At 72.4% G+C, this 26908-nt stretch carries 24 protein-coding genes; 13 read left to right on the forward strand and 11 right to left on the reverse strand.

Features of this window, described 5'->3' with window-relative positions; translation table 11 throughout:
* From C5507_RS17190 to C5507_RS17200, 3 genes are all read left to right on the forward strand, one after another.
* The coding region (locus tag C5507_RS17190; protein ID WP_104529734.1) for a S1C family serine protease at window positions 1-1278 on the forward strand (1278 nt) is incomplete at its 5' end.
* 127 nt (window positions 1279-1405) lie between these two features.
* On the forward strand, window positions 1406-2923 hold the full coding sequence (locus tag C5507_RS17195) for an aldehyde dehydrogenase family protein (RefSeq protein WP_104529735.1): 1518 nt from the start codon (window positions 1406-1408) through the stop codon (window positions 2921-2923).
* A 170-nt stretch (window positions 2924-3093) separates the two neighbouring features.
* Window positions 3094-4614, forward strand: coding sequence for a PucR family transcriptional regulator (locus C5507_RS17200; protein ID WP_104529736.1), 1521 nt, complete (start codon window positions 3094-3096; stop codon window positions 4612-4614).
* Window positions 4615-4648: 34 nt separating this feature from the next.
* Here the strand turns inward: C5507_RS17200 and C5507_RS17205 are convergent, their stop codons facing one another.
* The 6 genes from C5507_RS17205 to C5507_RS17225 form a co-directional block, all read right to left on the reverse strand.
* A complete protein-coding gene (locus C5507_RS17205; RefSeq protein ID WP_104529737.1) occupies window positions 4649-4981 on the reverse strand; it encodes a DMT family transporter in 333 nt (110 codons plus the stop codon).
* 111 nt (window positions 4982-5092) lie between these two features.
* Window positions 5093-6541: a purine-cytosine permease family protein gene (locus tag C5507_RS17210; RefSeq protein ID WP_242611348.1), complete on the reverse strand. Its 1449-nt coding sequence runs from the start codon at window positions 6539-6541 to the stop codon at window positions 5093-5095.
* A 5-nt stretch (window positions 6542-6546) separates the two neighbouring features.
* Entirely contained in the window at window positions 6547-6717 is a 171-nt protein-coding gene (locus C5507_RS22435; RefSeq protein WP_158657635.1) for a hypothetical protein, read from the reverse strand.
* 51 nt (window positions 6718-6768) lie between these two features.
* Window positions 6769-8067 (reverse strand): flavin monoamine oxidase family protein, encoded by a 1299-nt coding sequence (locus tag C5507_RS17215; RefSeq protein ID WP_104529739.1) that lies wholly within the window; start codon window positions 8065-8067, stop codon window positions 6769-6771.
* 343 nt (window positions 8068-8410) lie between these two features.
* The gene (gene purU, locus C5507_RS17220) at window positions 8411-9262 is read right to left on the reverse strand and encodes a formyltetrahydrofolate deformylase (protein WP_104529740.1); all 852 of its coding nucleotides are present in this window, start codon (window positions 9260-9262) and stop codon (window positions 8411-8413) included.
* A complete protein-coding gene (locus C5507_RS17225) occupies window positions 9259-11706 on the reverse strand; it encodes a GcvT family protein (protein WP_104529741.1) in 2448 nt (815 codons plus the stop codon). The genes purU and C5507_RS17225 overlap by 4 nt, the downstream gene beginning before the upstream one ends.
* 223 nt (window positions 11707-11929) lie before the next feature.
* Here C5507_RS17225 and C5507_RS17230 point away from each other — a divergent pair, with 223 nt between their 5' ends.
* Window positions 11930-12838 (forward strand): bifunctional methylenetetrahydrofolate dehydrogenase/methenyltetrahydrofolate cyclohydrolase, encoded by a 909-nt coding sequence (locus C5507_RS17230; protein ID WP_104529742.1) that lies wholly within the window; start codon window positions 11930-11932, stop codon window positions 12836-12838.
* A gap of 174 nt (window positions 12839-13012) precedes the next feature.
* Window positions 13013-13375 (forward strand): twin-arginine translocase TatA/TatE family subunit, encoded by a 363-nt coding sequence (locus tag C5507_RS17235; RefSeq protein ID WP_104529775.1) that lies wholly within the window; start codon window positions 13013-13015, stop codon window positions 13373-13375.
* Between the two features lie 164 nt (window positions 13376-13539).
* On the opposite strand, the gene C5507_RS17240 is transcribed toward C5507_RS17235, so the two are convergent.
* Entirely contained in the window at window positions 13540-14691 is a 1152-nt protein-coding gene (locus C5507_RS17240; RefSeq protein ID WP_104529743.1) for an Mrp/NBP35 family ATP-binding protein, read from the reverse strand.
* Between the two features lie 163 nt (window positions 14692-14854).
* On the opposite strand from C5507_RS17240, the gene C5507_RS17245 reads away from it, so the two are divergent.
* The 3 genes from C5507_RS17245 (at window position 14855) to C5507_RS22440 (ending at window position 16587) form a co-directional block, all read left to right on the forward strand.
* A complete protein-coding gene (locus tag C5507_RS17245; protein ID WP_242610900.1) occupies window positions 14855-15544 on the forward strand; it encodes an AzlC family ABC transporter permease in 690 nt (229 codons plus the stop codon).
* Window positions 15541-15852: an AzlD domain-containing protein gene (locus C5507_RS17250; protein ID WP_104529744.1), complete on the forward strand. Its 312-nt coding sequence runs from the start codon at window positions 15541-15543 to the stop codon at window positions 15850-15852. Before C5507_RS17245 ends, C5507_RS17250 begins: the two co-directional genes overlap by 4 nt.
* Before the next feature lie 576 nt (window positions 15853-16428).
* The gene (locus tag C5507_RS22440; protein ID WP_158657636.1) at window positions 16429-16587 is read left to right on the forward strand and encodes a hypothetical protein; all 159 of its coding nucleotides are present in this window, start codon (window positions 16429-16431) and stop codon (window positions 16585-16587) included.
* Window positions 16588-16626: 39 nt separating this feature from the next.
* Here C5507_RS22440 and C5507_RS17255 read toward each other — a convergent pair whose 3' ends face one another.
* A complete protein-coding gene (locus tag C5507_RS17255; RefSeq protein ID WP_104529745.1) occupies window positions 16627-17160 on the reverse strand; it encodes a DUF1003 domain-containing protein in 534 nt (177 codons plus the stop codon).
* On the reverse strand, window positions 17153-18391 hold the full coding sequence (locus C5507_RS17260) for a magnesium transporter MgtE N-terminal domain-containing protein (RefSeq protein ID WP_104529746.1): 1239 nt from the start codon (window positions 18389-18391) through the stop codon (window positions 17153-17155). The genes C5507_RS17255 and C5507_RS17260 overlap by 8 nt, the downstream gene beginning before the upstream one ends.
* Before the next feature lie 104 nt (window positions 18392-18495).
* On the opposite strand from C5507_RS17260, the gene C5507_RS17265 reads away from it, so the two are divergent.
* The 3 genes from C5507_RS17265 (at window position 18496) to C5507_RS17275 (ending at window position 21400) form a co-directional block, all read left to right on the forward strand.
* A complete protein-coding gene (locus C5507_RS17265) occupies window positions 18496-19368 on the forward strand; it encodes a PhzF family phenazine biosynthesis protein (protein WP_104529747.1) in 873 nt (290 codons plus the stop codon).
* Window positions 19365-20327: a DMT family transporter gene (locus C5507_RS17270; RefSeq protein ID WP_242610901.1), complete on the forward strand. Its 963-nt coding sequence runs from the start codon at window positions 19365-19367 to the stop codon at window positions 20325-20327. Before C5507_RS17265 ends, C5507_RS17270 begins: the two co-directional genes overlap by 4 nt.
* A gap of 122 nt (window positions 20328-20449) precedes the next feature.
* A complete protein-coding gene (locus C5507_RS17275; RefSeq protein WP_104529748.1) occupies window positions 20450-21400 on the forward strand; it encodes an HpcH/HpaI aldolase/citrate lyase family protein in 951 nt (316 codons plus the stop codon).
* A gap of 63 nt (window positions 21401-21463) precedes the next feature.
* Here C5507_RS17275 and C5507_RS17280 read toward each other — a convergent pair whose 3' ends face one another.
* Window positions 21464-22108 carry a dihydrofolate reductase family protein gene (locus C5507_RS17280; RefSeq protein ID WP_104529749.1) on the reverse strand — a complete coding sequence of 215 codons (645 nt, stop codon included), beginning with the start codon at window positions 22106-22108 and terminating at the stop codon, window positions 21464-21466.
* 210 nt (window positions 22109-22318) lie between these two features.
* On the opposite strand from C5507_RS17280, the gene C5507_RS17285 reads away from it, so the two are divergent.
* The gene (locus C5507_RS17285) at window positions 22319-23518 is read left to right on the forward strand and encodes an acyl-CoA dehydrogenase family protein (RefSeq protein ID WP_104529750.1); all 1200 of its coding nucleotides are present in this window, start codon (window positions 22319-22321) and stop codon (window positions 23516-23518) included.
* A 226-nt stretch (window positions 23519-23744) separates the two neighbouring features.
* A complete protein-coding gene (locus C5507_RS17290) occupies window positions 23745-26186 on the forward strand; it encodes a DUF3376 domain-containing protein (protein ID WP_104529751.1) in 2442 nt (813 codons plus the stop codon).
* A gap of 22 nt (window positions 26187-26208) precedes the next feature.
* On the opposite strand, the gene C5507_RS17295 is transcribed toward C5507_RS17290, so the two are convergent.
* Window positions 26209-26901, reverse strand: coding sequence for a DUF4230 domain-containing protein (locus C5507_RS17295; protein ID WP_104529752.1), 693 nt, complete (start codon window positions 26899-26901; stop codon window positions 26209-26211).
* Window positions 26902-26908 lie beyond the last annotated feature (7 nt).

The following is a 26908-nucleotide window of genomic DNA, read 5'->3' on the forward strand; positions in this document are numbered from 1 at the left end:
GGCCGGGGTGGCTTGCAGGACCCGCCGTCCGGGCGCCCGGGCCGGCGGCGCACCGCCGCGGGGCCGTGGTGGAAGGCCGACGCCCGCAGCGATCCCTGGCGCGACCCCGCCGCCCCGGCCGGGCTCGGCGCGCCGGCCGTGTACGACGAGGACGCGCAGCCCGGGCCGGTGGTCGTCGACGCGCAGGGCCGCCGCAAGGTGCGGCTGCGCGACCTGTCGATCCGGCTGATGACCCTCGCCGTCCTCGGCCTGCTGCTCGTCGCGGTCGTCGGTGGCGGGGTCGGGTGGTACCTCACCCGCACCGCCGAGGAGACGCCGCTGCTGAGCCCGGGCACGACGCTGTCGCAGGTGGAACCGGGCATCACCCGCGAGCCCGGCTCGGTGTCCGGCATCGCGGAGCAGGTGATCCCCGCCGTCGTCTCGATCGAGGTGCGCGTCGGGCAGGCCGGCGCCACCGGTTCGGGCGTGGTCATCGACGGCGCCGACGGTTACATCGTCACCAACAACCACGTGGTGTCCGGCGCCGACGACGTCGAGGGCGCCGAGATCCGGGCCGTGTTCTCCGACGGCAGCGGCTCGGCGGCCCGCATCGTCGGCCGCGACCCCGCCAGCGACCTCGCCGTCCTCAAGGTCGAGAAGCCGGGCCTGGTGACGGCGAGCCTGGGCCGCTCCGGCGACGTCGTCGTCGGCGACCCGGTGGTGGCCATCGGCTCGCCGCTCGGCCTCGCCGGCACGGTCACCAGCGGCATCGTGAGCTCGCTGGACCGCCCGGTGCGGCTGTCCGGCGAGGGCACCGACACCAACGCCGTCATCAGCGCCGTCCAGACCGACGCACCGATCAACCCCGGCAACTCCGGTGGCGCGCTGGTGGACGCCTCCGGTGCGCTGATCGGCATCAACACCGCGATCGCCTCCACCGGTGCCGGCGGCTCGATCGGTCTCGGCTTCGCCATCCCGATCGACACGGTGAAGCGGATCGCCGAGCAGCTCATCTCCAGCGGCACCGCGGTGCACGCCGCCCTGGGGGTCAACGCCCGGTCGGTCACCGACGGCACCCGTGACGGCGCCCTGGTGCTCAACGTGGAACCCGGCAGCGCCGCGGCGGAGGCCGGCATCCGCGAGGAGGACATCATCATCGCGATCGACGACACCGAGGTCGGCAGCTCCGAGGAGCTGGTCGTGGCCGTCGACGCCCGGGCGCCCGGTGACGTGGTGACGGTGGAGCTGGTGCGCGGCGGCAGCTCGCAGAAGGTTCAGGCAACGCTCGACCAGGCGTGACCCGGCGGCCGCCTTGTGCGGCAGTACGACGACGACGGATCGCTTTGGGCACATGGCGGATTGAGCGGGCGCCGTTCCCCCGGGGATTCTGGCCTCCTCGATTCCCGACGGGCGGAGCAGCGATCACATGGATGCAGCAGCGGAGTTCGGCCGGCTGAGCGGCGTCTTCTACAGCGGGGGCTCGTTCCTGCCGAGTGCCGGGGAGCGGCGGACCGTCCTCGACCCCGCCACCGCCAAGCCGATCGGCGAGTTCGCCGACGTCACGGCGGAGGAGGCCGACCAGGTCGTCACCACGGCGAATGCCGCGCAGAAGGCGTGGTGGGCGGAGAGCGCGCTGCACCGGTCCGAGCTCATGCACGAGGTCGCCCGAGAGATGCACCGGCTCGCTCCCGAGCTGGCGGAGCTGCTGACCCGCGAGACGGGCAAGCCGTACAAGGAGAGCCGGGACGAGCTCACGTGGTCGATCTCGGCCACCGACTACTACGCCGAGCTCGGCCGGCACTCCCACGGGTCGGTGCTCGGACCGTCCGTGGCCGGGCAGCTCCACTACACGCTCAAGGAGCCGATGGGCGTCGTGGTGGTGATCCTGCCGGCGAACTTCCCCCTCCTGCTCCTGATGTGGGAGGCCGCAGCAGCGCTCGCCGCCGGCAACGCCGTGATCGTCAAGCCGTCCGAGTGGGCCTCCCTCACCACGCTCAAGTTCATGGAGGTCTTCACCGCACTCCCGGCCGGGCTGGTGCAGTGTGTCCCCGGCGGTGGGCAGGTCGGTGACCGGCTCGTGCGCCACCCGCAGACGCACATGGTGGGCTTCACCGGGAGCGTGCCGACCGGGCAGGCCATCGCGAAGGCCTGCGCCGAGCAGTTCAAGCCGCACCTGATCGAGGCGTCCGGCAACGACGCCTTCGTCGTGATGCCCTCCGCGCCGCTCCGGACGGCCGCGCGGGCCGCGGCCTTCGCCGCCTTCTTGAACTGCGGACAGGTGTGCACGTCCGCCGAGCGGATCTACGTGCACACCGACGTCTATGACGAGTTCGCGGACCTCCTCGTCGAGGAGGCGGCCAAGCTGCGGATCGGCAGCGGGCTCGGCGCCGTCGACCTCGGCCCGATGGAGCACGCGGAGGAACGGGACCGGTACGAGCGGATCCTCGCCCGGGCGGTCGAGCAGGGCGCGAAGGTGGTGCACGGGGGCGGCCGCCCGCTGGACCTGCCCGAGGAGAACCGGGACGGCTTCTTCGTCGAGCCGACCGTCCTGGTGAACGTCACCCCGGACATGGAGGTCATGCAGGCGGAGATCTTCGGCCCGCTGGCGCCCCTGTGCCGGGTGGAGAGCTTCGACGAGGCGCTGAAGCTGACCAACGCCTCGCTCGTCGGGCTCGGAGCCACGGTCTACACGACCGACCTGCAGGAGGTCCACCGGGCGACGACCGAGATCGCCACCGGGATGGTGTGGATCAACGCGCCGCTGCTGGACAACGACGCCGGCCCGTTCGGCGGGCGGAAGCTCTCCGGCTTCGGACGCCAGCTGGGCGCCGAGGGGCTGGACACGTTTCGCCACACGAAGCTCGTCATGATCGACCCGGCCGCCAGCGAGCACGACTTCTGGTGGTTCCCCTACTCCGACGACGAGGCCTTCCCGCAGGACTGACGTCTCAGCGCGCCGGCGTGGGTCCAGGTCCGGCAACGGACCCCGGGGCCCACGCCGTCGCCGCATCCTGGAGGCCTGCATCGGCTCCCGGTGTCCGTGCCGCCCCTTCGGGGGAGACCTCGGACGAGAGGACAGGACGTCTTGCCGTCCGGATCTACGATGTCACCCGGATGAGCATCACCATCGAGGCCCTGGTCGCCCTTCCCGCCCTCCGCACGCGGTTTCTCGCCGGCCGGTCCGGCAAGGGACGGGCAGTGCTGTGGGCGCACACCTGCGAGCTGCCCGACCCGTGGAACTGGCTGGGCACCGGCGACCTCCTCCTGTCGGATGGGTACAACTTCCCGGTCGACGCCGAGGGGCAGGTCCAGTTCCTCGAGAACCTCGCGCAGGCGGCCCTGTCCGGTCTGGCTCTCGCCGAGGGCATGCACGCCCCGGCCCTGACCGCCGAGGCCATGGCGACGGCCGACGCGCTCGGGTTTCCCGTGCTGGAGACGGCGTACGCGGTCCCCTTCGTGACGGTGGCGCGGACCGTCGCCGACAGCAACAGCCAGGAGGCCAGCGCTCGGCTCACGAAGATCATCCGGCTGTACGACGCCCTGCGCCGTGCGCACCAGGCCAACTTCCGTGGTGAGGCACTGCTCGACCAGCTCGGCAGCGAGGCCGGTGTCGATCTCCACGTCATCGACGTGAACACCGGAGAGCCCCTCCTCCCGACCCGGGAAGCGCTCGGCGCCCCCGTGCGGGAGGCCTTGCTGGAGACCATCGCCTGCAGGAGTCGGCCCCTGCCGACTTTCATCCGGGTGACCGTCGCCGACGAGACCGTGCTCGCGCTGCCTGTCCAGGCCGGCGAGCGAGCAGTGCTGGTGATCGAGGCATCACCGTCGGGCACGGTGCCCGACCTGGTGGTCCTGCAGCACGTCGCGACGATCGCCGACCTGGAGGTGGAGCGCCGAGCGGCGGGGGCGCTCAGGCGCCGCGAGGCAGGCGCTCGGCTGCTCGCCCAGCTGGTGGACGGGTCGATCGACGTGGAGGGCGCTGAGTCGCGGCTGTCCGCCCTGGGGCTGGGGCGACGGCCGTGGCGGGTCGTGTGCGCCAGCAGCACCGAGGGTCCGATGACCCTGGAGCGGGCACAGGCGCCGCTGACCGCGGCTGGCGTGCCGCATCTCCTGCTGGAGAGCCACGACGAGGTTCTGGCGCTGCTGGCAGACGAGCACACGACGCCCGACATCTTCGGCGCGCCGCGGGACCCACGCTTCCGGGGAGGTGTCAGCCAGCCGGTGCACAGCCTCCGAGCCGTGGGGGACGCCGCGCGTCAGGCCCGCTGGGCGCTGGAGGCCGCGCGGAGCGAGCAGAGCACCGTCGTGGTCTACGGCGAGCAGTCGCCCACGTTCATGCCGCGGACGGTGGCCGAGGGGGAGGCAGTCGTCGCACGCGTGCTGGGCCCGGTCATCGCCTACGACGCCGACAACGACTCACGGTTGGTGCAGTCGCTGGAGGTATTCCTGGACTGCAACCGGTCCTGGAAGGAGGGCGCCGACCGGCTGGGCATCCATCGGCAGACCCTGGTCTACAGGATGCACCGGATCGAGGAGCTCACCGGGCGAAAGCTGCAGAACCTCCAGGACCAGACCGACCTCTACCTGGCCTTGAAGACCTTGCAGATGCTCCGGGGCACCGGGGCCCGGCCCTGATCCCGGTCGCGGTACGGCCGGGATGCCCGGTGTGTCAGGCCTCGGCGCCGTCCCCGGCATGGATGAGGACCACTCCGGCGATGATGAGCACGATCCCGAACAGGGCCGGCACGGTCAGCCGCTCCTGGAACAGGAAGAGCCCGGCCACGGTCACCATCGCCGCCCCGAGGCCGGCCCACACGGCGTAGCCGGTGCTCAGGTTAAGGCCCAACCTCAGCGCGAAGCCCAGGGCTACGTAGGAGCAGAGGTAGCCGACGACGACGGCGACGCTCGGGCCGAAGCGGCTGAACCCGTCGGAGACCTTGAGCATGACGGTGGCCCCGACTTCGGCTGCGATGGCGATCAGCAGCAGCAGGTACACGAACATCGCGGGGGTCTTGCCGTCCTTCGTCAGGTGGGGTGCCGAACATGGCTCCGGGGGTCGGGCACGGCGTGATCGCCGTGCCCGACCCCCGGCCTGCTGTTGCCGGGTGGCGTGTCAGCCCCGGGCGCCGCGGACCGACGCCCCTGAGGTGCCCTGCTGCCGGCCCGTGCCCGCCAGGCTTTCGGTGCGCTTGCCATTCAGCAGCGGGGTCAGCACGAGGTACACGACCAGCGCCATGGCGGCGGCCGGGAGGCTGGCCGTCGTGTACTTGAACAGCCCGGCCGCCTCGAAGGTGATCGGGTCGAGCAGCGCGAAGTAGGTGCCGACGCCGGCGGCCAGGCTGAGGAAGCCCACCAGGTTCACCCCGCCGGTGTACCAGTACGCGGTTCCGGGGCCGTCGAGGTACAGGCTCCGCATGTCGAGCCGCTGGCGGCGCACCAGGTAGAAGTCGGCGATCTGGATGCCGCAGATCGGGCCGAACATGACTCCCGAGAAGGCGAGGAAGGTACCGAAGTTGTCGAAGAACGGGGTCGACAGGAAGATCAGGACCAGAGCGGTGGCGCCCAGGGCCAGACCCGTCGCCACGTTCCAGGGCAGCTTCCGGTCGATCGTCGGGTCCTGCTTGAAGGCGAGCGCTGCCGCGTACGCGCCCACCATCGTGGTGCCGATGTTGGCGAGCATGATGAACGCCAGCGCCGGGAGCCCGAAGGTCAGCCCACCGAGCTCGACCAGGTACGTGGTGGGGTCACCGCCGGACTCGGGCACCGCGAGCCCCGAATACAGGCCGATGAAGGACACGACCGCGACCGCTATGCCCAGCCCGGCCAGCACGGGGAACATGGACGAGCGCGTGCTGGGGCTGAAGCGGACCATGGCGCCCACGTAGGGCCACCACGACAGCGCCGTGGCGATGAGCAGCTCGACGCCGATGGTGTAGTCCAGCAGGTCGTCACCGGAGGCGAAGCTGGGCTCGGCGTCGGCGATCGCCGACCAGCCCAGCTGGTTGATGATGAGCCCGATGATGAACAACGCCAGGAGAAGGACGGAGATGGCGACGATCGGCCCGATGTTCCGCAGGGCGGCCGGTCCACCGCGGAGCAGCAGCCACACCACCACCAGGGCGACCAGGCCGACCCCGATCTGGGTCGCGCCTCGTGCGGCTTCGGGCAGCAGCCCGCTGGCAATGAGGATCTCCGCGCCGGCTCGACCGCAGAAGATGACCAGCAGCGTGTTCCAGCCGAGCGTGGAGAAGAACAGCAGGGCGAGGGTGAAGTAGGACCCGCGGGCACCCAGCTGCGGCTTGGTGGAGCGGACGGCCTCCAGGCCGTAACGGGTGCCCATCGGCACGCAGGCCAGGAAGATGAGGAACATCCCGAGGAGGATGCCGGCCAGCATCACCACGGAGCCCTTGCCGGCCGGGAGGTAGTAGCTGACGTAGCCGCCGATGATGAAGCACCAGGTCGCCACGGCTGCGGATGCGCAGTTGCCGAACAGGGCGAAGGGTCCCCAGGTGCGCTCGCCCATGCGGAGGGGGTAGGCACCTTCGACGGCGCGGGTCTGCATGTCGCTCACAGATTCCACCCCACGAGGAGCGCGATGACGGGAGCGACCACAGTGACGGCGGTCAGCACGGTGAGGTCCCGCTGGCTCAGGCCCTCACCCTGGTTCTCCGGCAGGGACAGCTCCTCCAGGCGCCGTTCGAGCTCGCCGTCCCGGGCCTGGGTGTGGATGTCGGACATCGTGGTCTCCTCGTGTGGGGTCGGTGATCGGGGGGTGCGTTGATCGCCTGGTTACTTCTGCACCAGGTCCTGGGCCGCTCGTGCTGCCCGTCCGCCGGACTCGATGGCTCCGTCGATCCAGCCGGCCCAGCCGCTGGCGAGGTCGGAGTTCGCGAACAGGATCCGGCCCCGTGGCTCCTGCAGCGCCCTGGAGTGGGCCATCACCTGGCCCGGGCGGTACGCCATCCAGGTGCCCTGGGAGAACTCGTCGGCGTTCCAGTCGTGGGCGTCCACGGCGACGATCTCCGCCTCTGGCAGGAACTCCTGCACGGCCCGGGTGATGTCGGCCGGGTCGCTCGGGTCGAGGTCGGCGGCGGCGCTGGCGAAGCCGACCAGGTAGGACCCCTCCTCGGTGGTGTACTCCGTCGCGAGCCACTTGATCGAGGTGTGCCAGCCGACGCCGAAGAAGTTGTCGTCCACCCCGCGGACGAGCGCCCAAATTTTCACGGACTCGCCGGCCTGCTTCTCCTGGGCCATCGCCAGGTGCGATCCCGTGAGCGGCGGGCTGAAGGTCATGCTGCCCCAGGTGTTGATGGGAGTAGCGACGACGACGGCCTGAGCGGTGAAGACCTCGCCGAGTCGGGTGGTCACCTGGACCCCGTCGGAGCCCTCGGTGATCGAGTCGACAGGGGTCGACAGACGGACCTCGGCGTCGGAATCACCGATGATCCGGTCGACGAGGTTCTTGGTCCCGTCGACGATCTTGTCGGTGAGCTCGGTCAGCCACGCCATGGAGCTGTTGCCCCACCCCGCGACCCAGGACAGCACATGCAGCGCTGACAGCCGGGAGGGGTACGCGCCGAAGTAGAAGGCCGGCCACGCGAGGATGAACTCCCGGGTGGTCGGCGGGAGCTCCATGGCATCCACGAAGTGCTCGAAGGACACGTCGAGGTCCTCGAGCCCGTCCTGGCCCAGCGGCTCCTCGTAGAAGCGGATACGGGCGGCCTGGGTGTTGATGGTGGTGATGGCCCGCTCGAAGGCCACCCACTCCGCGGCCGGGATGGGGAACGGCGCCCGGAGGATGCTCTTGTCGAGCCCCCAGCCGAACTGCTCCGGTTCCGGGCTCTGGAAGGTGGGGATGCCGTAGCGCTCGAGTTCCGAGGTGACGTACTTCTGGTAGCCGGGGGACACCCATGTGCCACCCATCTCCAGCTTCTTGTCGCGACCGGCGAACTCGCGGTAGTAGGTGCGACCACCCAGCCGGTCGCGCCCTTCGAGCACGAGTACCGACAAGCCCGCGCCGCTCAGGTCCCGCGCGGCCGTGACGCCGGCGAACCCGCCCCCCACCACGACGACGTCGAAGTCGCTCATCTCGCTCCCATCCCAGCTGCGCCACTCAAGGGGTTGACCACCCGGACTCCAGGTCCTGCACCTTGAGATTCCTCACAGGACCGAGTGCGAGGACAGTGCCGCAGATGCACGGAGCTGGGCTATTGGAAGAAAGGTGCAATCGCGCGCTCCGACTTGTCACGGCGTACAAGGGGCGGCGCGGCCGTCCGCGCCGGTGCGGGACGCGACGGACGAGAGCGCTCGGCCGCCGGAAGCGCTGTGCGACGGCGTTCCCCCGTCCCCGTCGGCGCGCCGGTGACACGAACGCTCCCCGGACCAGGGCTCTGGTCCGGGGAGCGCGGAGGAGCGGTACGGGTCGGGTCCCTCAGCGGAAGACGACGGTCTTCGTGCCGTTGATCAGCACCCGGTTCTCGGCGTGGGCCGCGACCGCACGGGCCATTGCCAGCGCCTCGAGGTCCCTGCCGACGGCGGTGAGTCCGGCGGCCGAGAGGCTGTGGTCCACGCGGGTGAAGTCCTGCTCGATGATCGGCCCCTCGTCCAGGTCGGCCGTGACGTAGTGGGCGGTGGCGCCGATGACCTTCACTCCCCGGGCGTGGGCCTGGAAGTACGGGCGGGCCCCCTTGAAGCTGGGCAGGAGACTGTGGTGGATGTTGATCGCCCGGCCCGACAGCTCCCGGCACAGGTCGTCCGAGAGGATCTGCATGTACCGGGCCAGGACCACCGTGTCGACGGCGTAGGCGGCCACGAGACGCCGGAGCTCGTCCTCGGCCGCAGCCTTGTCCCCGGCGGTGACGGGGACGTGGTGGAACGGGATGCCGTGCCACTCCACCAGGTCCCGGAGGTCGGGGTGGTTGGAGACCACGGCCACGATCTCGGCCGGGAGCGCGCCCGTCGACATCCGGTGCAGCAGGTCGTTGAGGCAGTGTCCCTGCTTGGAGACCATGACGAGCAGCCGATGAGGCCGGACCGTGTCGTGCAGTTCCCAGTCCATGTCGAACGCGTCGGCGACGGGCGCGAACGCCGAGCGGAGTTCGCCCACGCCGATCTTGTCGTCGGCGGCGGCGTGGACGCGCATGAAGAACAGGCCGGTGTCCTCGTCGCCGTACTGCTGGCTGTCGCGGATGGTGAAACCGCGGTCGGCGAGGAAGCCCGAGACGCTCGCGACGATGCCGGGCCTGTCCTTGCAGGCGAGGGTCAGGACGACGTCGTCGGTCAACTCTTCGGCCTCTCCGACTTGGGGTCGTACATGGGACGCACCGAGGTGCGGGCCGGCACCCTGCGGTCGGCGACCTCGATGGTGTAGGAACCGGTCTCGAACCAGCCGGGGGTCTCCGGTCCCGGAGCGGTCACCCAGCCGAGGGCGACGGCACCGCCGAGGGTGTGCCCGTACTGGGCGGAGGCGACCCGGCCGACGAGCCGGCCGTCCCGGTAGATGGGCTCGTCGTGGACGAGCAGGGGCTCGGGGTCCTCGAGGACGAACTGCACCAGGCGGCGGGACACGCCCGCGTCCTTCGCGGCGAGCAGGGCTTCCCGCCCGATGAAGCCGCCGAGCTTGTCCCACTTGGCGGTGAAGCCGAGACCTGCCTCCAGCAGGTTGTCCCCCGACGAGATGTCGTGGCCCCAGCTGCGGTAGGCCTTCTCCAGCCGCAGCGAGTTCATGGCGTGGTAGCCGACCGGGCGCAGGCCGAGGTCGCGCCCGCCGTCGGCGACGGTGTCCCAGATGTGCCGGGCGATGTCGGCCGGGATGAGCAGCTCCCAGCCGAGCTCGCCGACGAAGGTCACGCGGGTGGCGCGGACGAAGCCCAGGCCGAGGTCGATCTCCGCGGACCTGCCGAAGGGGAAGGCATCGGCCGACAGGTCGGCGTCGGTGAGCGGCTGAAGCAGGCGACGGGCGTCCGGGCCCATGACGGCGAGCATGGCCATGGTCCCGCTCACGTCGGCGACGGTGCAGCAGTCCTCCGGTCCGATGTGACGGCGCAGGTGGGCGAGGTCCCGGTTGACCGTGGCCGGCCCGGAGAGGACCAGGAACTGGTCCTCTCCGAGACGGGTCACCGTCACGTCGGACTCGATGCCGCCGAACTCGTTGAGCCACTGGGTGTAGACGATCCGGTCCACGGCCACGTCGACGTCGTTGACCGACAGGCGCTGCAGCACGCGCAGCGCGTCCCGGCCCTGCACGAGCAGCTTGCCGTACGACGAGGTGTCGATGACGCCGACGTTCTCGCGGATGGCCCGGTGCTCCGCCGCGGAGTGCTCGAACCAGTTCTGCCGGCCGAAGGAGTACTGGTACTCCTTCGCCACGCCATCGGGGGCGTACCAGTTGGCCCGCTCCCACCCGGCCAGCTCGCCGAACACGGCGCCGGCGGCCTCGGTGCGCTCGTAGAGTGGGCTTACCCGCAGCGGCCTGGCGCTGGACCGCTGCTGGAACGGCCAGTGGATCTCGTAGGACAGGTCGAGCGACTCCACGACGCGCTGCTCGAGGAAGCGCCGGTTGGTCTCGTGCCGCTGCACGCGCGCGGGGTCGGCCTCCGGGAGGTCGATCGGGCTGCGACCGTCGACGATCCAGTCCGCGAGGACGGAACCGGCACCGGGGCCGGAGAGGAAGCCGACGGAGTTGAACCCGGCGGCCACGAAGTAGTTCCGCAGCGCCGGTGCCTCACCGAGGTGGTAGTTGCCGTCCGGGGTGAAGCTCTCGGGGCCGCAGAAGTGCAGCCGGATGCCGGCGTCGGCCAGGACGGGCACCCGGTCGATGATCTTCTCGTAGAACGGTCCGAGGTGGTCCCAGTCCTCGGGTAGCTGGATGAAGCTCTTGTTCTCCGGGATGCCGTCCGAGGCCCACGCGTAGCTGCCCGGCTCGAAGAAGCCGACCATGAGTGCCCCGGCCTCGTCCTTGACGTAGCAGTACTCGTCGCCGCTCTTGACCGTCGGCAGGTTGCGCGGCAGGCCGGGGATCGCGTCGGTGACCACGTAGTAGTGCGCCAGTGCCTGCAGGGGCACCTGCACGCCGGCCTTCGCGCCGAACTCGCGGCCCCACATGCCCGTGGCGTTTACCACGTACTCCGCCTCGATGGTGCCCTGCTCGGTCACCACGCCGGTCACCCGACCGTTGCTGGTCGTGACGTCGAGGGCGCTGACGTTCTCGACGACCCGCACCCCGCGCGCGGTGGCACCCCGGGCGAGGGAGATCGTGGTGTCGGTGGCGCTGCCCCGGCCGTCCCGGGGGAAGTGCAGGCTGCCGTGCAGTCCCTCGGGGTTGAGCAGGGGGTGGAGCTCGAGGGTCTGGTCGACGTCGAGCAGCACGGCGTCGACGCCGCTGCTGCGCACCGCGCTGGCCTGGTGCCGGAGCTCCTCGAGCCGCTCGGCGGACCTGGCGAGGTTCATCGTGCCGGTCTCCACGAAGCCGGTCGAGAACCCGGTGTCCTGCTCGAGCGACCGGAAGACCTCCAGGCTGCGCTGGACGATCTGGCGGGTCCCGTCGGTGCCCCGCGCCTGGGTGATCAAGCCGGCGGCGTGCCAGGTGGTGCCCGAGGTGAGCGTGTTCTTCTCGAGCAGCACGACGTCGGTCCAGCCGCGGCGGGCCAGGTGGTACGCGGTGCTGGTACCGATGATGCCGCCACCCACGATGACGACCTGAGCCCGGGCGGGCAGTGTGGCTCCCATGGCAGACCCCCTTAGTCCGGCCTCACGCTGACGCGCGCCACGGAGGGGAGCAATGCATCGATCGCTCGAATCGGACGCCGCCGGTCGTTCGATCGTCCAGTTCCCTCCGGCCCGCGACCCCGCGACAGTGGTCGCCGGACGGCGCCGGTCGGCCACTGCGGCGTCGGCCGGGCCCGCCGGCCGCCGTGAGCACGCAGGCGACGAAAGGCAGACGAACCCACCCATGACCACGTGCGCAGCCACCCTGATCGACGGCAACCTGGCCGCCGAGGAGATCAAGGAGGAGCTGCGCGCGCGGGTCGAGCGCCTCGCCGCGTCGGGCGTGCGGCCCGGTCTGGGCACCATCCTGGTGGGCGACGATCCCGGCTCCCGGTCCTACGTCAGGGGCAAGCACCGCGACTGCGCGGATGTCGGCATCGAGTCCATCCGCCGCGAGCTGCCGGCCGACAGCACGCAGAAGGAGGTCCTGCGTGTGGTCCGCGAGCTCAACGAGGACCCGGCCTGCTCGGGCTTCATCGTGCAGCTGCCGCTCCCGCCGCACATGGACATGCGGGTGGTGCTGCAGGCCATCGACCCCGACAAGGACGCCGACGGACTGCACCCGGTGAACCTGGGCCGGCTGGTCCTCGATCAGCCCGGCACCGTGCCGTGCACTCCCCAGGGCATCCTCGAGCTCCTCCGGCGCAACGAGGTGCCGATCACCGGCGCACAGTTCTGCGTGATCGGCTGCGGCACGACGGTGGGGCGTCCGCTGGGGCTGATGCTGACCCGGGTGACGGAGCACGCCACCGTGACGATGTGCCACGAGGCGACCGTCGACGTCGCGGCGCACACGCGCGTCGCGGACGTCGTCATCGCGGCGGCCGGCGTGGCCCACCTCGTCAAGCCCTACTGGGTGAAGCCGGGCGCCACGGTCCTCTCGGTCGGCATCACCCGGACGGTCGAGGGCATCCTGGGCGACGTCCACCCCGACGTCGAGGGGGTGGCGGGGAAGTGGACCCGCGCCACGGGCGGCGTGGGCCCGATGACGCGGGCCATGCTGCTGCGCAACGTCGTGGACCTGGCCGAGCGCCGTGCGGAGCAGGACCGGCCGAGCCGCTCCCATGCCGATGCCGTGGAGCACGCCGGCTGACGGTCGAGGTTGGCGGCCGGCCGCAGCGGCCTGCTACTACGCCGCGGGCGTCGCCGTGGTCCGACGGGCCAAACCATCCCACCCGCCGGTCGGGCAGGGGTCTCCCGGCTCTGGCGCATCGGCCTAGGCTGGTGGGCGGCCGCGCCGGTGCGGCCGTCTAGGACGGGAGCGGTGGTGTTCGACTCGATCGGCTGGGGCGAGATCATCGTGCTCGCGCTGGCCGCGCTGTTCATCTTCGGCCCGGAGCGCCTGCCGCACCTGGCCAAGGACGCCGCCAGCGGCCTGAAGAAGGCCAAGGCGGCGATCACCGGCGTCCGCGAGCAGGTGCACGAGTCGATGGGCGACGACTTCTCCGAGCTCCGTGACCTGGACCTGCGCAAGTACCACCCGCGCACGTTCATCCGCGACCAGCTGCTGGGCGACGACGAGGTCCCGGTCCGCCCGGTCGGGCCCACCGGCGCGACCGCGGCCTCGGTGGTGGCCGCCCAGGCGCGTGACCGCGCCACCCCGCCCCCGTTCGACGTCGACGCGACATGACCTGTCGTCCTCCGGACGACACCGCGGCCACGAGCCGTCCCCTGCTGCGCTGAGCCGCTGCCGTCACTCCTCGGGGGAGCCTCCGGCCCCCCGCTCGTCGCGGCAAAGCGCTGCTCGCCCCGGCTCGGGGAGCCTCCGGCCCCCGCTCCCCGGAGCGAATCAACTCACCGCTTGACGGGGGTGAGCCCCAGCGACATGCCCGAGAGCCCGCGCTGGCGGCTGGCCAGCCCGTCGGCGATCTTCTCCAGCGCCTGGGCGGCGGGGGACTCCGGCTGGGCCAGCACGATCGGGGCACCGGCGTCGCCGGCCTCCCGCAGACGCGGGTCGAGCGGCACCTGGCCGAGCAGCGGCACCCGGGCCCCGAGGGTGCGGGTGAGCGCGTCGGAGACCGTCTGACCGCCGCCGGAGCCGAAGACCTCCATGCGGGTGCCGTCCGGCAGCTCCATCCAGCTCATGTTCTCGATGACGCCGATGACCTGCTGGTGGGTCTGCGTGGCGATCGCGCCGGCCCGCTCGGCCACCTCGGCGGCGGCCAGCTGCGGGGTGGTGACGACGAGGATCTCGGCGTTCGGCAGCAGCTGCGCGATCGAGATCGCGACGTCGCCGGTGCCCGGCGGGAGGTCCAGCAAGAGGACGTCGAGGTCCCCCCACCACACGTCGGCGAGGAACTGCTGCAGCGCGCGGTGCAGCATCGGGCCACGCCACACGACCGGCGTGTTGCCGGGGGTGAACATGCCGATCGAGATGACCTTCACGCCCATCGACTGCGGCGGCATGATCATGTTGTCGACCTGGGTGGGCTTGTCGTCCACGCCCAGCATCCGCGGCACCGAGTGGCCGTAGATGTCGGCGTCCACGACACCCACCGACAGCCCGCGCTTGGCCAGGGCGGCGGCCAGGTTGACCGTGACGCTGGACTTGCCGACGCCGCCCTTGCCGGAGGCGACCGCGTAGACGCGGGTGAGTGACCCGGGCTGGGCGAAGGGGATGACCGGGTCGGGGGCGTCGGTGCCGCGCACGGTCTTGCGGAGTTCGGCGCGCTGCTCGTCGTTCATGACGTCGAGGACGACCTGGACGCCCGTGACGCCGGGTACGTTGCCGACGGCCTGGGTGACCCGGTTGGTGATCGTCTCGCGCATGGGGCAGCCGGAGACGGTCAGGTAGACCTCGACCCGGACCGCGCCGCCGGCGCCGATCTGGACGTCCTTGACCATGCCCAGCTCGGTGAGCGGGCGGTTGATCTCCGGGTCCTGCACGGTGGCCAGAGCGGCGGTGATGGCGTCGAGCGCCGGCGCGCCGGTCAGCTGGTCGGACATGGTTGCGTCTGTCTCCTTCGACGGGGGACCCCGTCCGGCGGCGGTGGCGTCGGGAGCGGCGACCTGCGCGATCGGGGCGCCTGCCACTGTACGGCGGGCGGCACGCGGCGCCGTCCGTCGGAGGGTGATCTGCCGCGCAGGGCCGGGTCCTAGGGTCGTGCCCGTGCCACCCGACCGTGCCGAGACCGTCCGGGACGCCGTGGGCCTGGGCCTGGCGGTGGGCCTCTACGGCGTCGCCTTCGGCGCCGCGGCCGACGCCGCCGGTCTGGACGTGTGGCAGGCGCTGGTGCTGTCGGCGGTCATGTTCACCGGGGCCTCCCAGTTCGCGATCATCGGCGTTCTCGGCGCGGGGGGCAGCGCGGCGGCAGCGGTGGGCAGCGCCCTCCTGCTGGGCGTGCGCAACACCGTCTACGGCGTCCGCCTGGTCCCGCTGCTGCGGCCCCGCGGCGCCGTGACGCGGGCCGGCACGGCTCACCTGGTCATCGACGAGACCACGGCGCTCGCCCTCGCCGCGCCGGACCGCCGGCTGGCCCGGCTGGGCTTCCTGGTCGGCGGCGTCGTGCTGTACCTGACCTGGAACGCCACGACCGTCGTCGGGGCGCTGGGCGCGGCCGCGCTGGGCGGAACGGCGCGGGCGGCGCTCGACGCCGTCGTCCCGGCCGCCTTCCTGGCGCTGCTCTGGCCCCGGCTGGGGAAGGGCAACGCCCAGCCGGCCGTCCAGCGGCGGGTGGCGATCGGCGGTGCGGTGGTGGCGCTGGCGCTCACCCCGTTCGTGCCCGCCGGGGTGCAGGTGATCGCCGCGGTCGTGGCCGTGGTGCTCGCCGGCCGGCCGCGGCGGGGGGTGACCGCGTGAGCGCCACCTGGATCGCCGTGCTCGCCGCCTCGCTGGGCTGCTACCTGCTCAAGCTGGCCGGCCTGTCGGTGCCGGCCACCTGGGTGGAGCAGCCCTGGGTGGCCCGGGTCGTGGACTTCGTGCCCGCCGCGCTGCTCGCCGCGCTGGTGGCGGTGCAGGGCCTGACCAGCGGCAACGAGATCGTGGTCGACGGCCGGTTGGCGGGGCTGGCGGTCGCCGCGCTGGCCCTGGCCCTGCGCGCGCCGTTCATCGTGGTGCTCGTGCTGGCCGGCGCCGCCGGCGCGCTGGTGCACGCGCTCACCGGGTGAGGTGCCGAGGAGGCTCGCGCGTCCGGCTTCGGGAGTAGCCTGCCGTCGTTCCCGTCGGGAGCCCTGCTCGGGGGTTGTCATGGTGGAGCGCCGCGCCGCGGAGTCGGTCGATCTCAGCGGTGTGGAGACGGCCCTGGTCGTGCTGGGGTTGGTGCTCGCCGTCGCTGCGGCGGTGATCACCAACGTGGTGCTCGCGGTGCGCAACCGTCGCGAGGTCGCGCTGACCACTGACATCAGCGACCTCGAGCAGCGCATCCAGCGAGGTCATGCCGGCATCGCGGATTCCCTGTCGCAGTTCGCCTTCGGCCGGGTGCTCATAGGCCTGGTCGAGACGGGGCGGCCGACCCCGGAGGCTCGGCAGGCCTACATCGACTCGGGGCTGCTCCGGTACGCGCAGTCAGGACTCAGCGTGGCGCCGTTCGCCGCGGCTCCGGATGGTCCGTGGCCTGACCCCACCCCGCCCGCGGCGCTGGCGGTGCAGCAGGCGTACCTCGCGGCGCGCGACGCCAACCGGAGGCCCGCGGGAACGCCGCCGGTGCCATTCGGGGCCTGGTCGACGTCATCGAGGACACGCGGATGCAGGTGGTGGAGCGGGTCAACGCCGATGCGGACGACCTGCAGCGGTGCATCCGGGAGCGCGCCGAGCACCAGCGGCGGTCGGCGACGATCTGGCACGTCGGTGCAAGCGTGCAGATCGTGAGCCTCGTCGTCGTGGCGGCCAAGGACCTGGTCTGAGGCCAGCGGCGCGCCATCCGGCGTGAGTCGGCGTCGTGATCAGCCGGCGCCGCGCGCCTCGGCCTCCTCGCGGTCCCGCTTCTTGCGCTTCTTCTCGCGCTTCTCGGCGTCCTCGCCGTCGTCGCTGGCGAGGCGGTTGAGCTCGCTGCGGATGAAGTCGCGGGTGGCCAGCTCGCCGACGGCCACCCGGACCGCCGCCAGCTCGCGCGCCAGGTACTCGGTGTCGGCACGGGTGGACGCCGCCCGGGCGCGGTCCTCCTCGGCCTGCACGCGGTCGCGGTCGGCCTGCCGGTTCTGCGCGAGCAGGATCAGCGGCGCGGCGTAGGCGGCCTGCGTGGAGAACGCCAGGTTCAGCAGGATGAAGGGGTAGGGGTCCCAGCGGAGCTGCACGGCGAAGACGTTGAGGGCGATCCAGACCAGCACGATCAAGGTCTGGACAGCGAGGAACCGGCCGGTGCCGAGGAAGCGCGCGATGCCCTCGGCGAACTGGCCGACCGCGTCGGGGTTGAGCCGCAGGAAGGCGAAGCGGCGGTGCTGCCCCCGGGGGACGTCGAGCCGGGGGGTGTCAGCCACGGCGGGCCCGCTCCCGCCAGTCGTCGGGCAGCAGGTGGTCGAGGACGTCGTCGACGCTCACCGCACCGACCAGCCGGCCCTGCTCGTCGACCACCGGTGCGGCGACGAGGTTGTAGGTGGCGAAGTAGTGGGTCACCTCGGCCAGCGGTGCCTCCGGGCGCAGTGGCTCCAGGTCGTCGAGAACCCCGCTCACGAGGGTGGACGGTGGCTCGCGCAGCAGCCGCTGGATGTGGGCCAGACCGAGGTAACGACCGGTGGGCGTGGCCGACGGGGGGCGGCACACGTAGACCTGGCTGGCCAGCGCCGGCGTGAGCTCCGGCTCCCGCACGCGGGCCAGCGCCTCGGCGATGGTGGCGTCCGGGGCGAGGATCACCGGCTCGCTGGTCATCATCCCGCCGGCGGTGTCCTCGGAGTACTTGAGCAGCTGGCGCACCGGCTCGGCCTCGTCGGGCTCCATGAGCTCCAGCAGCCGGTTGCGGTCGACGTTGGTCATCTCCGACAGCAGGTCGGCGGCGTCGTCGGGGTCCATCTCCTCGAGGACGTCGGCGGCCCGGCTCTCGTCGAGGGTGCCGAGGATGACCACCTGGTCGGCCTCGGGCAGCTCGCCCAGGACGTCGGCCAGCCGCTCGTCGTCCATGGCCTCGGCGACCTCGTGCCGCCGCTTGATGGGCAGCTCCTGCAGTGCGTGCGCCATGTCGGCGGCGTTGAGCTCCCGGTAGGTGGCGATCAGCGTCTCTGCGCCCTGGCCGCTCTCCGGCAGCGCCAGCCCGGTCACCTCGTCCCAGGCCACCTGGTGCAGCTGCCCGCGGCGGCCGATCCGGCCGGGCTCCTGCACGGCGAGGCGGGAGAGGATCCAGTCGCCGGTGCGGGTCTGCTCCATGCCGGCGTCGACGACGTGCGCCGGCCGGCCGGACTCGTCGATCGTCACCTGCCGGTCCAGCAGCTCGCCGAGCACGAGGGTCTCGCCGGCCCGCTGCTCGAAGCGCTTGAGGTTGATCGTGCCCGAGGCGAGCATCACCGCGCCGGGGTCCAGGGCGGTGACCCGTCCCATCGGCACGAAGATCCTGCGGCGCGCGACGACCTCCACGACCAGCCCCAGCACCCGCGGGCAGGCGGTGCCCACGCGCAGGGCGACGACGACGTCGCGCACCTTGCCGACGCGGTCACCGTTGGGGTCGAAGACGGTCAGCCCGGCCAGCCGGGAGACGTACGCCCTGGTCACCGTGCTCACGGACAGCCTCCTCGCCGGCGCTCGTCGGCCCCGTCGTCGGGGTGCGGTGGCCCTCGGCGACCTGGCACGCCGGGCCACCGGTGGCTGAGGTTACCGTCGCTGCCGTGAGCGCCCCGGACCTGCTGGACTACGAGATCGTCGACGTGTTCGCGCCGCACCCGTTCAGCGGCAACCAGCTGGCCGTCGTCCTGGACGCCGGGGACCTGACGACGCCGCAGTGCCAGGCACTGGCGGCCGAGTTCGGCTTCTCCGAGTCGACCTTCGTCAGCGCGCCGAGCGGTCCGGACGCCGACTACCGGGTGCGCATCTTCACGCCGCGGACCGAGCTGCCCTTCGCCGGTCACCCGAGCGTCGGCACGGCGCACACGCTGGTCCGCCTCGGCCGGCTCCCCGGTGGCACCGTCCGCCAGGAGTGCGGCGCGGGCGTCGTCGCGATCCAGGTCGACGCCGACGGCGCACGGCTGACCGGGGGGACCGTGTCGCTGCGCCCCGGTCCGGACGTGCGTGCGCTCGCCGCCGCCGTGGGGCTGGACGCCGGCGACGTCACGGGCCGGCCCGCGCACCTGGTGGGCTGCGGGATCGACTTCGCGCAGCTCGAGGTGCGTCCCGAGGTGCTGGAGCGGGCCGTGGCCGACGGCGCCGCGCTCGACGCCCTGCTGCCCGGCGTCGAGGGCGGGGTGTCGGTCCTCGCCTGGGACCCTGGCACGTCGACCGGCACGGTCCGTGTGTTCGCCGCCGGCCTCGACTGGCAGGAGGACCCAGCCACCGGCTCGGCGGCGCTCGGCACCGGGATCTGGCTCGCGGCCGAGGGGCTGGCCGGCGAGGGCGTCACCGACTACCGGCTGGCCCAGGGTGCTGCCGTCGGCCGCCCGTCGGAGCTGGCCGGCCGGGTGACCGTCACCGGTGGCGCGGTGGAGTCCGTCAGCGTGGCCGGCGCGGTGCGACCGATCGCCTCGGGCGCCGTCCGCCGGCCATGAGGAACTCCGCGCCGTCTCCTGGCCCCGCGCGCAGCGACGCCGCGCGTGGGGCCGACGCGTGGGCGCTGTCCCGCCCCGGCCTGCGGGACAGCGGCCTGCTGGGGCTCGCCGTCGTCGGCGTCTCGCTGTCGGCGCCGCTCACGACGATGGTCGCGGCGCCGATGCTGGCGCTGGCCTTCTGGCGCAACGCCGCGGGCGCGGTCGCACTCCTCCCGGTCCTGCTGACCCGGGAGCGCTCGACGCTGACCGGCCTGCGCTGGCGGGACCTGCGCAGCTCGGTCGTGGCCGGCCTCTTCCTCGCCGCCCACTTCGCCGCCTGGCTGCCGAGCCTGTCGATGACGACGGTCGCCGCGTCGGTCGCGCTGGTCACCACCACCCCGATCTGGACGGCGCTGGCGGCGCGGATCTCGGGGCTGCGGCTGCCCGCCGCGGTCTGGTGGGGGCTACTCCTCGCCTTCGTCGGCGTCGTGCTGATCGTCGGCGTGGACGTCACGGTGAGCCTGGAGGCGCTCGCCGGTGACGGGCTGGCGCTGCTCGGCGCGATCTGCGCCGGTGGCTACGTGCTGGCCGGCGCGCGGGCGCGGGAGCGGCTGGCGACGTCGGCGTACGCGGTCGTGGCCTACTCCGTCTGCGCGGTGGCGATCGCGGCCTCGGCGCTGCTGGTCGACGCGCCGCTGGCCGGGTTCGAGGCGCGCGACTGGTGGCTGATCGCGGCGATCACCGTCTCCGCGCAGCTGTTCGGCCACACGCTGCTCAACCTCGTGCTCTCCTCGGTCGGCCCGACGGTGGTCAGCCTCGCGGTGCTGCTCGAGGTCCCCGGCGCCCTGGTGTTCGCGCTCGTGCTGCTGGGCGAGGTCCCGCCGCTGCTGGCGCTGCCCGGCGTCGTGCTCGTCGTCGCGGGGGTGGCCCTGGTCGTGCGCGCGAGCCGGCCGACCACGCTGGTCGAGCCGGGCACCTGAAAGAGGACCCCCTCGCCCCCCACCACTCGCGAGCTCGCGGCAGGACACTGCGACGGGGGCCGACACGGCGTGGCTACTCTCCGGTAGCTGAAGACGCCGTCGTCTGCACGAAGAGAGGCACCGTGGCCGAGCTCCGCTCCCGTCGTTCCAACCTCGCCGTTCCCGGCAGCAACCCGCGCTTCCTCGAGAAGGCCAAGGGGCTGCCCGCCGACCAGGTCTTCCTCGACCTGGAGGACGCGTGCGCGCCGCTGGCCAAGCCGGGCGCGCGGAAGAACATCGTCGCCGCGCTGAACGAGGGCGGCTGGGGCGAGAAGATCCGCACCGTCCGCGTGAACGACTGGACGACGGAGTGGACGTTCCAGGACGTCCTGGAGGTCGTCGGCGGGGCCGGCGCGAACCTCGACTGCATCATGCTGCCGAAGGTTCAGGACGCCGCGCAGGTCAAGGCGCTGGACATGCTGCTGACCCAGATCGAGAAGGCCAACGGCCTGGAGGTCGGCCGGATCGGCATCGAGGCGCAGATCGAGACCGCGCAGGGCCTGATCAACGTCAACGACATCGCCTTCGCCAGCCAGCGGATCGAGACGATCATCTTCGGCCCGGCCGACTTCATGGCCAGCATCAACATGAAGTCGCTGGTCGTCGGCGCCCTGCACCCCGACTACCCGGGCGACCCGTTCCACTACATCCTCATGCAGATCCTCATGGCCGCCCGCGCCCGCGGCGTGCAGGCCATCGACGGCCCGTTCCTGCAGGTGCGCGACGTGCCGGCCTTCGAGGAGGTCGCCAAGCGCTCGGCGATGCTGGGCTTCGACGGCAAGTGGGTGCTGCACCCGGGCCAGATCGACGCCGCCAACGAGATCTACGCGCCGTCGCAGGAGGACTACGACCACGCGGAGCTGATCCTCGACGCCTACGACTGGGCGACCTCGGAGGCCGGTGGCAAGAAGGGCTCGGCGATGCTGGGCGACGAGATGATCGACGAGGCCAGCCGCAAGATGGCCCTGGTCGTCGCCGGCAAGGGCCGGGCCGCCGGCATGACGCGGACGTCGTCCTTCACGCCGCCCGAGTAGAAGGACCCCGTCCTCCTCATCGCTCGCACGCTCGCGACGAGCCTCTGGACGGGGCCGCGCCGGTCACTTCCGCCAGAACAGGTGGTGGGTCACCCCGCTCGGGCTCGGGACGACATCGCAGTGGAACCGGTCGAGCAGCTCGTCGGGCGACTCCCACAGCCGGGCACCGGAGCCGAGCTCCAGCGGCACGACGGCCACGTGCAGGGTGTCGACGAGGTCGGCGTCGAGGAACTCCCGGATGGTCGTGGCGCCACCGCCGAGCCGCACGTCCCTGCCCTGCGCCGCCTCCTTCACCGTTCCGAGCACCGTGGCCGGATCGCCGTCGACGAAGTGGAACGTGGTGTCCGACAGCGTGAAGGACGGGCGCGGGTGGTGCGTCAGCACGAACACGGGCGTGTGGAACGGCGGCTCGTCGCCCCACCAGCCCTGCCACTCGAGGTCGGTCCACGGGCCGCGGTGCGGGCTGAACTTGTTGCGGCCCATGATCTCGGCGCCGATGTTGGTGCCGAAGTCGCGGACGAGGCAGTCGTCGAGACCCCGGCTCCCGCCGGGCTCGGCGCGGTGGGGGAAGCTCGCGGTGGCCAGGAGCCAGGCCATCAACCGGCCGGGATCGGCGGTGCCGAAGGGTCGCTCCAGGCTCTGGTGCTCACCCGCACCGAAGCCGTCGCTGGAGACGGTGAAGTTCTGGACTCTGAGCAGTTGGCTCACCGGGCACTCCTTCGTGGTCGTCGACGGGTCAGACCGCGCGGGCGAGCGGAACTCATCGTCGGGAGGGGCCTCGGTCCAGGCCCCGCTCCACGGGCAGCGGGGCGACCACGGTCCCGCCACCATCGGCGTGACCAGGCACACGCGGGACGACGCCCGACCGTGGCCCATACTCCCCGGTAACAACGGACACCGGAGTCCCGGAGGAGACCGATGACCCGCCTGGCGCAGACCGCTGACCTGACCGACATCCAGCAGGAGATCCTGTCGACGGTCAGGAGCTTCGTCGACAGGGAGATCATCCCCAACGCCCAGGAGCTGGAGCACGGCGACACCTACCCGCAGGAGATCGTCGACGGGCTCAAGGAGCTCGGCATCTTCGGGCTGATGATCCCCGAGGAGTACGGCGGTCTCGGCGAGTCGTTGCTGACCTACGCGCTGGTGGTCGAGGAGATCGCCCGCGGCTGGATGAGCGTCTCCGGCGTCATCAACACCCACTTCATCGTGGCCTACATGCTCGAGCAGCACGGCACGCAGGAGCAGAAGGAGCACTACCTGCCCCGCATGGCCACCGGCGAGGTGCGCGGCGCGTTCTCGATGTCCGAGCCGGGTCTGGGCTCCGACGTCGCCGGCATCCGCACCAAGGCGGTCGAGCAGCCCGACGGCGGCTACGTCATCGACGGCCAGAAGATGTGGCTGACCAACGGCGGCAGCTCCACCCTGGTCGCGGCGCTGGTGCGCACCGACGAGGGCGCGGAGAAGGCGCACCAGAACCTGACGACGTTCCTCGTGGAGAAGCCGGCCGGCTTCGGCGAGGTCAAGCCCGGGCTCACCATCCCCGGCAAGATCGACAAGATGGGCTACAAGGGCGTCGACACCACCGAGCTGGTGTTCGACGGCTACCGGGCCGAGGCCGCCGACATCCTCGGTGGCGAGCCCGGCAAGGGCTTCGCCCAGATGATGGACGGCGTCGAGGTCGGCCGGGTGAACGTCGCGGCCCGGGCCTGCGGCATCTCCATCCGCGCCTTCGAGCTCGCCGTCGCCTACGCCCAGCAGCGCGAGACCTTCGGCAAGCCGATCGCCCAGCACCAGGCGATCGCCTTCCAGCTGGCCGAGATGGCCACCAAGGTCGAGGCCGCCCACCTGATGATGGTCAACGCCGCCCGCCTCAAGGACGCCGGCAAGCGCAACGACGTCGAGGCCGGCATGGCCAAGCTGATCGCCAGCGAGTACTGCGCCGAGGTGACCACCCAGTCGTTCCGGATCCACGGCGGCTACGGCTACTCCAAGGAGTACGAGATCGAGCGGCTCATGCGCGAGGCGCCGTTCCTGCTCATCGGCGAGGGCACCAGCGAGATCCAGAAGACGATCATCAGCCGGGGTCTGCTCAAGACCTACAAGCTCAAGGGCTGACGGGCGACGACAGCGGCCCGGGACCGGTGGTCCCGGGCCGCTGTCGTCCGCTCGGCCGGCGGTGCCCTCGTCGAGGCGTGGCCCGCTGACAGCAGGTCCCCCTGTGCTCACCCAGGGGCGCGAACCACGGGGCTCGGCATCGGTACGACCGGCGGGACGCCGGACCGTGGTCCGGCTGCACGCAGGCGCAGGACCCTGGCTCCCACCGCCGTCGAGGGGGAGTGCCATGGCAGAGGCGACGCAGGGACGACGCCGGCGGGAACTGCGGGTGGCGCTGGTGCTCAACGGCGGGGTGAGCCTCGCCGTCTGGATGGGCGGCGTCACCCACGAGATCGACCTGCTGCGGCGGGCTTCCCGGGTCGCCTGCGGCATGGAGGAGTACGACCCGGAGACGGTGGCCGTCTACGACCGCCCGGTCTTCGAGAAGTGGGTCGAGCTGTGCCGGCGGTCCGACGTGGGAGCCGTGGTCGTCGACGTCATCGCGGGCACCAGTGCCGGCGGGTTGAACGGCACGCTCCTCGCGACGGCGGTGGCGCGGGGTGTGCCGCTGGACCCGCCCGGGCAGGGGGTCCGTCCGGCGTTGCGCACGGTGTGGAGCGACAGCGCCAGCCTGGAGGACGGGAGTCTCCTGCGCCTCACCCAGGCCCCGGCCCTCTCCAGCGTCCTGGACGGGGACTTCTTCCGCCGCGAGATCGACCGGGTCGTCGGCCGGATCGGCGCGGCACCCGGTCGCCCGGCGCCCGAGCCGGTGACGCTCTTCGTCACCGCCACGGCGCTCGGCGAGTCCAGCCAGAAGTACGTGGACTCCTTCGGTCAGCCCTTCGACGTCGCCGATCACCGCCACCTCTACCGCTTCCGCCGCACCGACGAGGACGCGGTGGTGTTCCGCCCGGGGGCCGGTGACCCGGACGGCTGGTGGCCGACCGGCGCCGTCGACGGGGATGCCGCGTTCGTCGACGACTTCGACCGGGACGACGCCGACTGCCACGAGGCGCTGGTGACGGCGGCGCGGGCCTCGGCGTCCTTCCCGGTCGCCTTCGCCCCGGTGCAGGAGGGGGAGGCGCTGGCCCGGCGGAGGGTGCTGCCGGCGACCTCCGTCGACTGCCACGGCCGGCGCTGGCTGGTGGACGGGGGCATCCTGGACAACGCGCCCTTCGAGCCGGTGCTCGACGCCATCAGCCGTCGTCCCGCCACCGAGCCGGTGCGGCGCCTCCTGGTCTACGTCGTCCCCTCCCGCGGGGCCGGCAACGAGGGGCTGGACGCCCCGCCGCCCGAGACCGCCGGCGGGGCGGCGGCAGCACATCCCGCGTGGAAGCACATCCTCGGCGGTGCCGTCGGCTTCCCGCGGGAGGGGGACGTGCGCGCCGACATGGAGTCCGCGGCGAATCTGCTCCGCCAGGGGGAGGCCACCGAGGGCAGTCCGGAGGTCGGCCCCGAGGCGTTGTTCGGGATCGAGGTCGACGCGGCCTCCGGTGCGGCCGACGGCCTGCTCGAGCAGTACCGGCGGGCACGCGCCATCGGCGGTCTGCAGGACGTCCGGAGAGCCCTGTCCCGTGCGCGGCAGGGCAGGGGTCTCGTGCTCGCCCCGGTCTCGGGCCCGGCGCTGGCCGAGCTGCTCGGCGAGGAGGTGCCGTGGGTTCCTCCGGCGGAGCCCGACTGGACGGGGGAGGGGGACCAGTGGCGCTGGGGCCTCGGCGCGGCCGAGCGCGTGTGCCGGCTCTTCGTCCGGGATCTCTGGGATCGCGGGCTCGGCGGCGCGGCGGCCGCGCCCGTGACCGCCGCGCTGGCACGGGTGGAGGCGGTCCGCGACGCGGTCACCGTCAGCATCGTGCAGAACGCCGACAAGGCGCCGCTCGACGACCTCGGGCTGGTGGCCTGGGCCTCGGACCGGTTCGCGGCACTGCAGGTGCAGGAGGCGCTCGCCCACTGCGTCGGCTCGGCGGCCCGGGGCTACGCGGCGGCGCGCTCCGGGGTGGTCGAGCCCGCGGCGGTGGTCCGCGCCGGCCTCACGGTGGAGGTGGCCACGAACGCGTTCAGCGCCTACCAGCCGTTCCGGCGGACGTCACCGTTCGAGTTCCTGCGGCTGGGCCCCGACGTCGAGGCCCCCTTCGTCGACTGCGTGGACGCCGCGCCCGACGTCGTCCGCACAAGGGCACGGGACGCTCGGCGCACGGGGGACAAGAAGCTCTACGGCACACGCATGGGCCACTTCGCCGCCTTCGGGCTGGACACGTGGCGGGCGTGGGACTGGACAGCCGGCCGGCTGGACGCCCAGACCCATCTCGCGCGGGCCCTGCTCGACTCCCCGGACGGTCCCGCCGCCACGGTGGACTGGACCGCCTCGGTCCAGGAGGTCACCGTCCGGGCGGAGCTCGGCCGGAGCCCCGCCGAGTGGGCGCAGCAGCGTGGGGAGCTGCTCGGCAAGGACGACGGCAGCCTGCTCCGCGACCTGCGGCGGGAGCCCTACGGCGAGACGCTGGCCGTCGCCGTCGTCGACGCCGTCATGCGGGCGCTGCCGCACGACCTCGCGCTCGGCAGGTCCGGGCAGCTGCTCAACTCGCTCGTCGCCCGCTCGCCCGTCACGCGCACCGCCAGGTGGTGGGCCCCCGTCGCCCGGCCGGTGGTGCGGTGGAAGTGGCTCCGCTGGACCTCGCGGCTGGGGCGGTAGCGGGGGCCGGGCGCCGGTGCGATCAGCCCGCGCTGTCGGCGGTCTCGGCGAAGCTGACCTCGACGTCGTCGACGCCCAGGGCGGACGCGAGGCCGGTCAGCATGGCGCGGGTGTTGGTCTCGGCACGCGCGCGGAGGTCGCTCGCCGCGGCGGCCGCGGTCAGCTCGTCCTCGGCGAGGGCGTAGAGCGCGCTGTCGTCGACCGGGTCGTCGCCGACCGCGGCACCGACCCGCTCGACCAGTCCCCGGTCGCGGTCGAGGACGCGGGTCTCCCGCGGGTCGATCCGGGCCTCGTCCAGCCGCGGTGCCGGCAGCTCGATGGTCGCTGACGTGCCGTCGGCGGAGAGGGTCACCGCGCCCTCGTCGAGCGTGGCGAAGTCGACGTAGGCGTCGGCGGTGCCGGTCGCGAGCAGCTGGACCCGCTCGCCGCTGATGACCGACGGCACGTAGCGGGTGTCCTTCTCCTGGTCGACGACGACCTGGAAGGTGCCCGTCGCCGCGTGGTACTCCTCCAGGTCCTCGAGGGCCAGCAGCAGCGGTGTCGTGCTCCGGTCGACCACGTCCTGCGCGAACGGGTCGTCGGGCAGCCAGCCGGCGACCTCCATGCCGACCGGGACGAGGACGGCGACGCCCACCCCGGCCGCGACGAGCCGGAGCGAGGGCCGGCGACGGCGTCGGGCGACGGAGGCGGGGTGGGACGACAGCAGCGTGGGCATGCGGGGC

The organism is Blastococcus saxobsidens (assembly GCF_002938435.1).
GTDB lineage: Bacteria > Actinomycetota > Actinomycetes > Mycobacteriales > Geodermatophilaceae > Blastococcus > Blastococcus saxobsidens.

What these genes read in the sequence shown, in the direction of transcription:
- C5507_RS17225 (WP_104529741.1), bottom strand. Translation starts at nt 11,706, where the DNA reads ATGGGAGCCACACTGCCCGCCCGGGCTCAGGTCGTCATCGTGGGTGGC.
- C5507_RS17290 (WP_104529751.1), top strand. Translation starts at nt 23,745, where the DNA reads ATGGCAGAGGCGACGCAGGGACGACGCCGGCGGGAACTGCGGGTGGCG.
- C5507_RS22435 (WP_158657635.1), bottom strand. Translation starts at nt 6,717, where the DNA reads ATGTCCGACATCCACACCCAGGCCCGGGACGGCGAGCTCGAACGGCGC.
- C5507_RS17195 (WP_104529735.1), top strand. Translation starts at nt 1,406, where the DNA reads ATGGATGCAGCAGCGGAGTTCGGCCGGCTGAGCGGCGTCTTCTACAGC.
- C5507_RS17200 (WP_104529736.1), top strand. Translation starts at nt 3,094, where the DNA reads ATGAGCATCACCATCGAGGCCCTGGTCGCCCTTCCCGCCCTCCGCACG.
- C5507_RS17270 (WP_242610901.1), top strand. Translation starts at nt 19,365, where the DNA reads ATGAGGAACTCCGCGCCGTCTCCTGGCCCCGCGCGCAGCGACGCCGCG.
- C5507_RS17230 (WP_104529742.1), top strand. Translation starts at nt 11,930, where the DNA reads ATGACCACGTGCGCAGCCACCCTGATCGACGGCAACCTGGCCGCCGAG.
- C5507_RS17240 (WP_104529743.1), bottom strand. Translation starts at nt 14,691, where the DNA reads ATGTCCGACCAGCTGACCGGCGCGCCGGCGCTCGACGCCATCACCGCC.
- C5507_RS17205 (WP_104529737.1), bottom strand. Translation starts at nt 4,981, where the DNA reads ATGTTCGTGTACCTGCTGCTGCTGATCGCCATCGCAGCCGAAGTCGGG.
- C5507_RS17210 (WP_242611348.1), bottom strand. Translation starts at nt 6,541, where the DNA reads ATGCAGACCCGCGCCGTCGAAGGTGCCTACCCCCTCCGCATGGGCGAG.
- C5507_RS17285 (WP_104529750.1), top strand. Translation starts at nt 22,319, where the DNA reads ATGACCCGCCTGGCGCAGACCGCTGACCTGACCGACATCCAGCAGGAG.
- C5507_RS17215 (WP_104529739.1), bottom strand. Translation starts at nt 8,067, where the DNA reads ATGAGCGACTTCGACGTCGTCGTGGTGGGGGGCGGGTTCGCCGGCGTC.
- C5507_RS22440 (WP_158657636.1), top strand. Translation starts at nt 16,429, where the DNA reads ATGCAGGTGGTGGAGCGGGTCAACGCCGATGCGGACGACCTGCAGCGG.
- C5507_RS17295 (WP_104529752.1), bottom strand. Translation starts at nt 26,901, where the DNA reads ATGCCCACGCTGCTGTCGTCCCACCCCGCCTCCGTCGCCCGACGCCGT.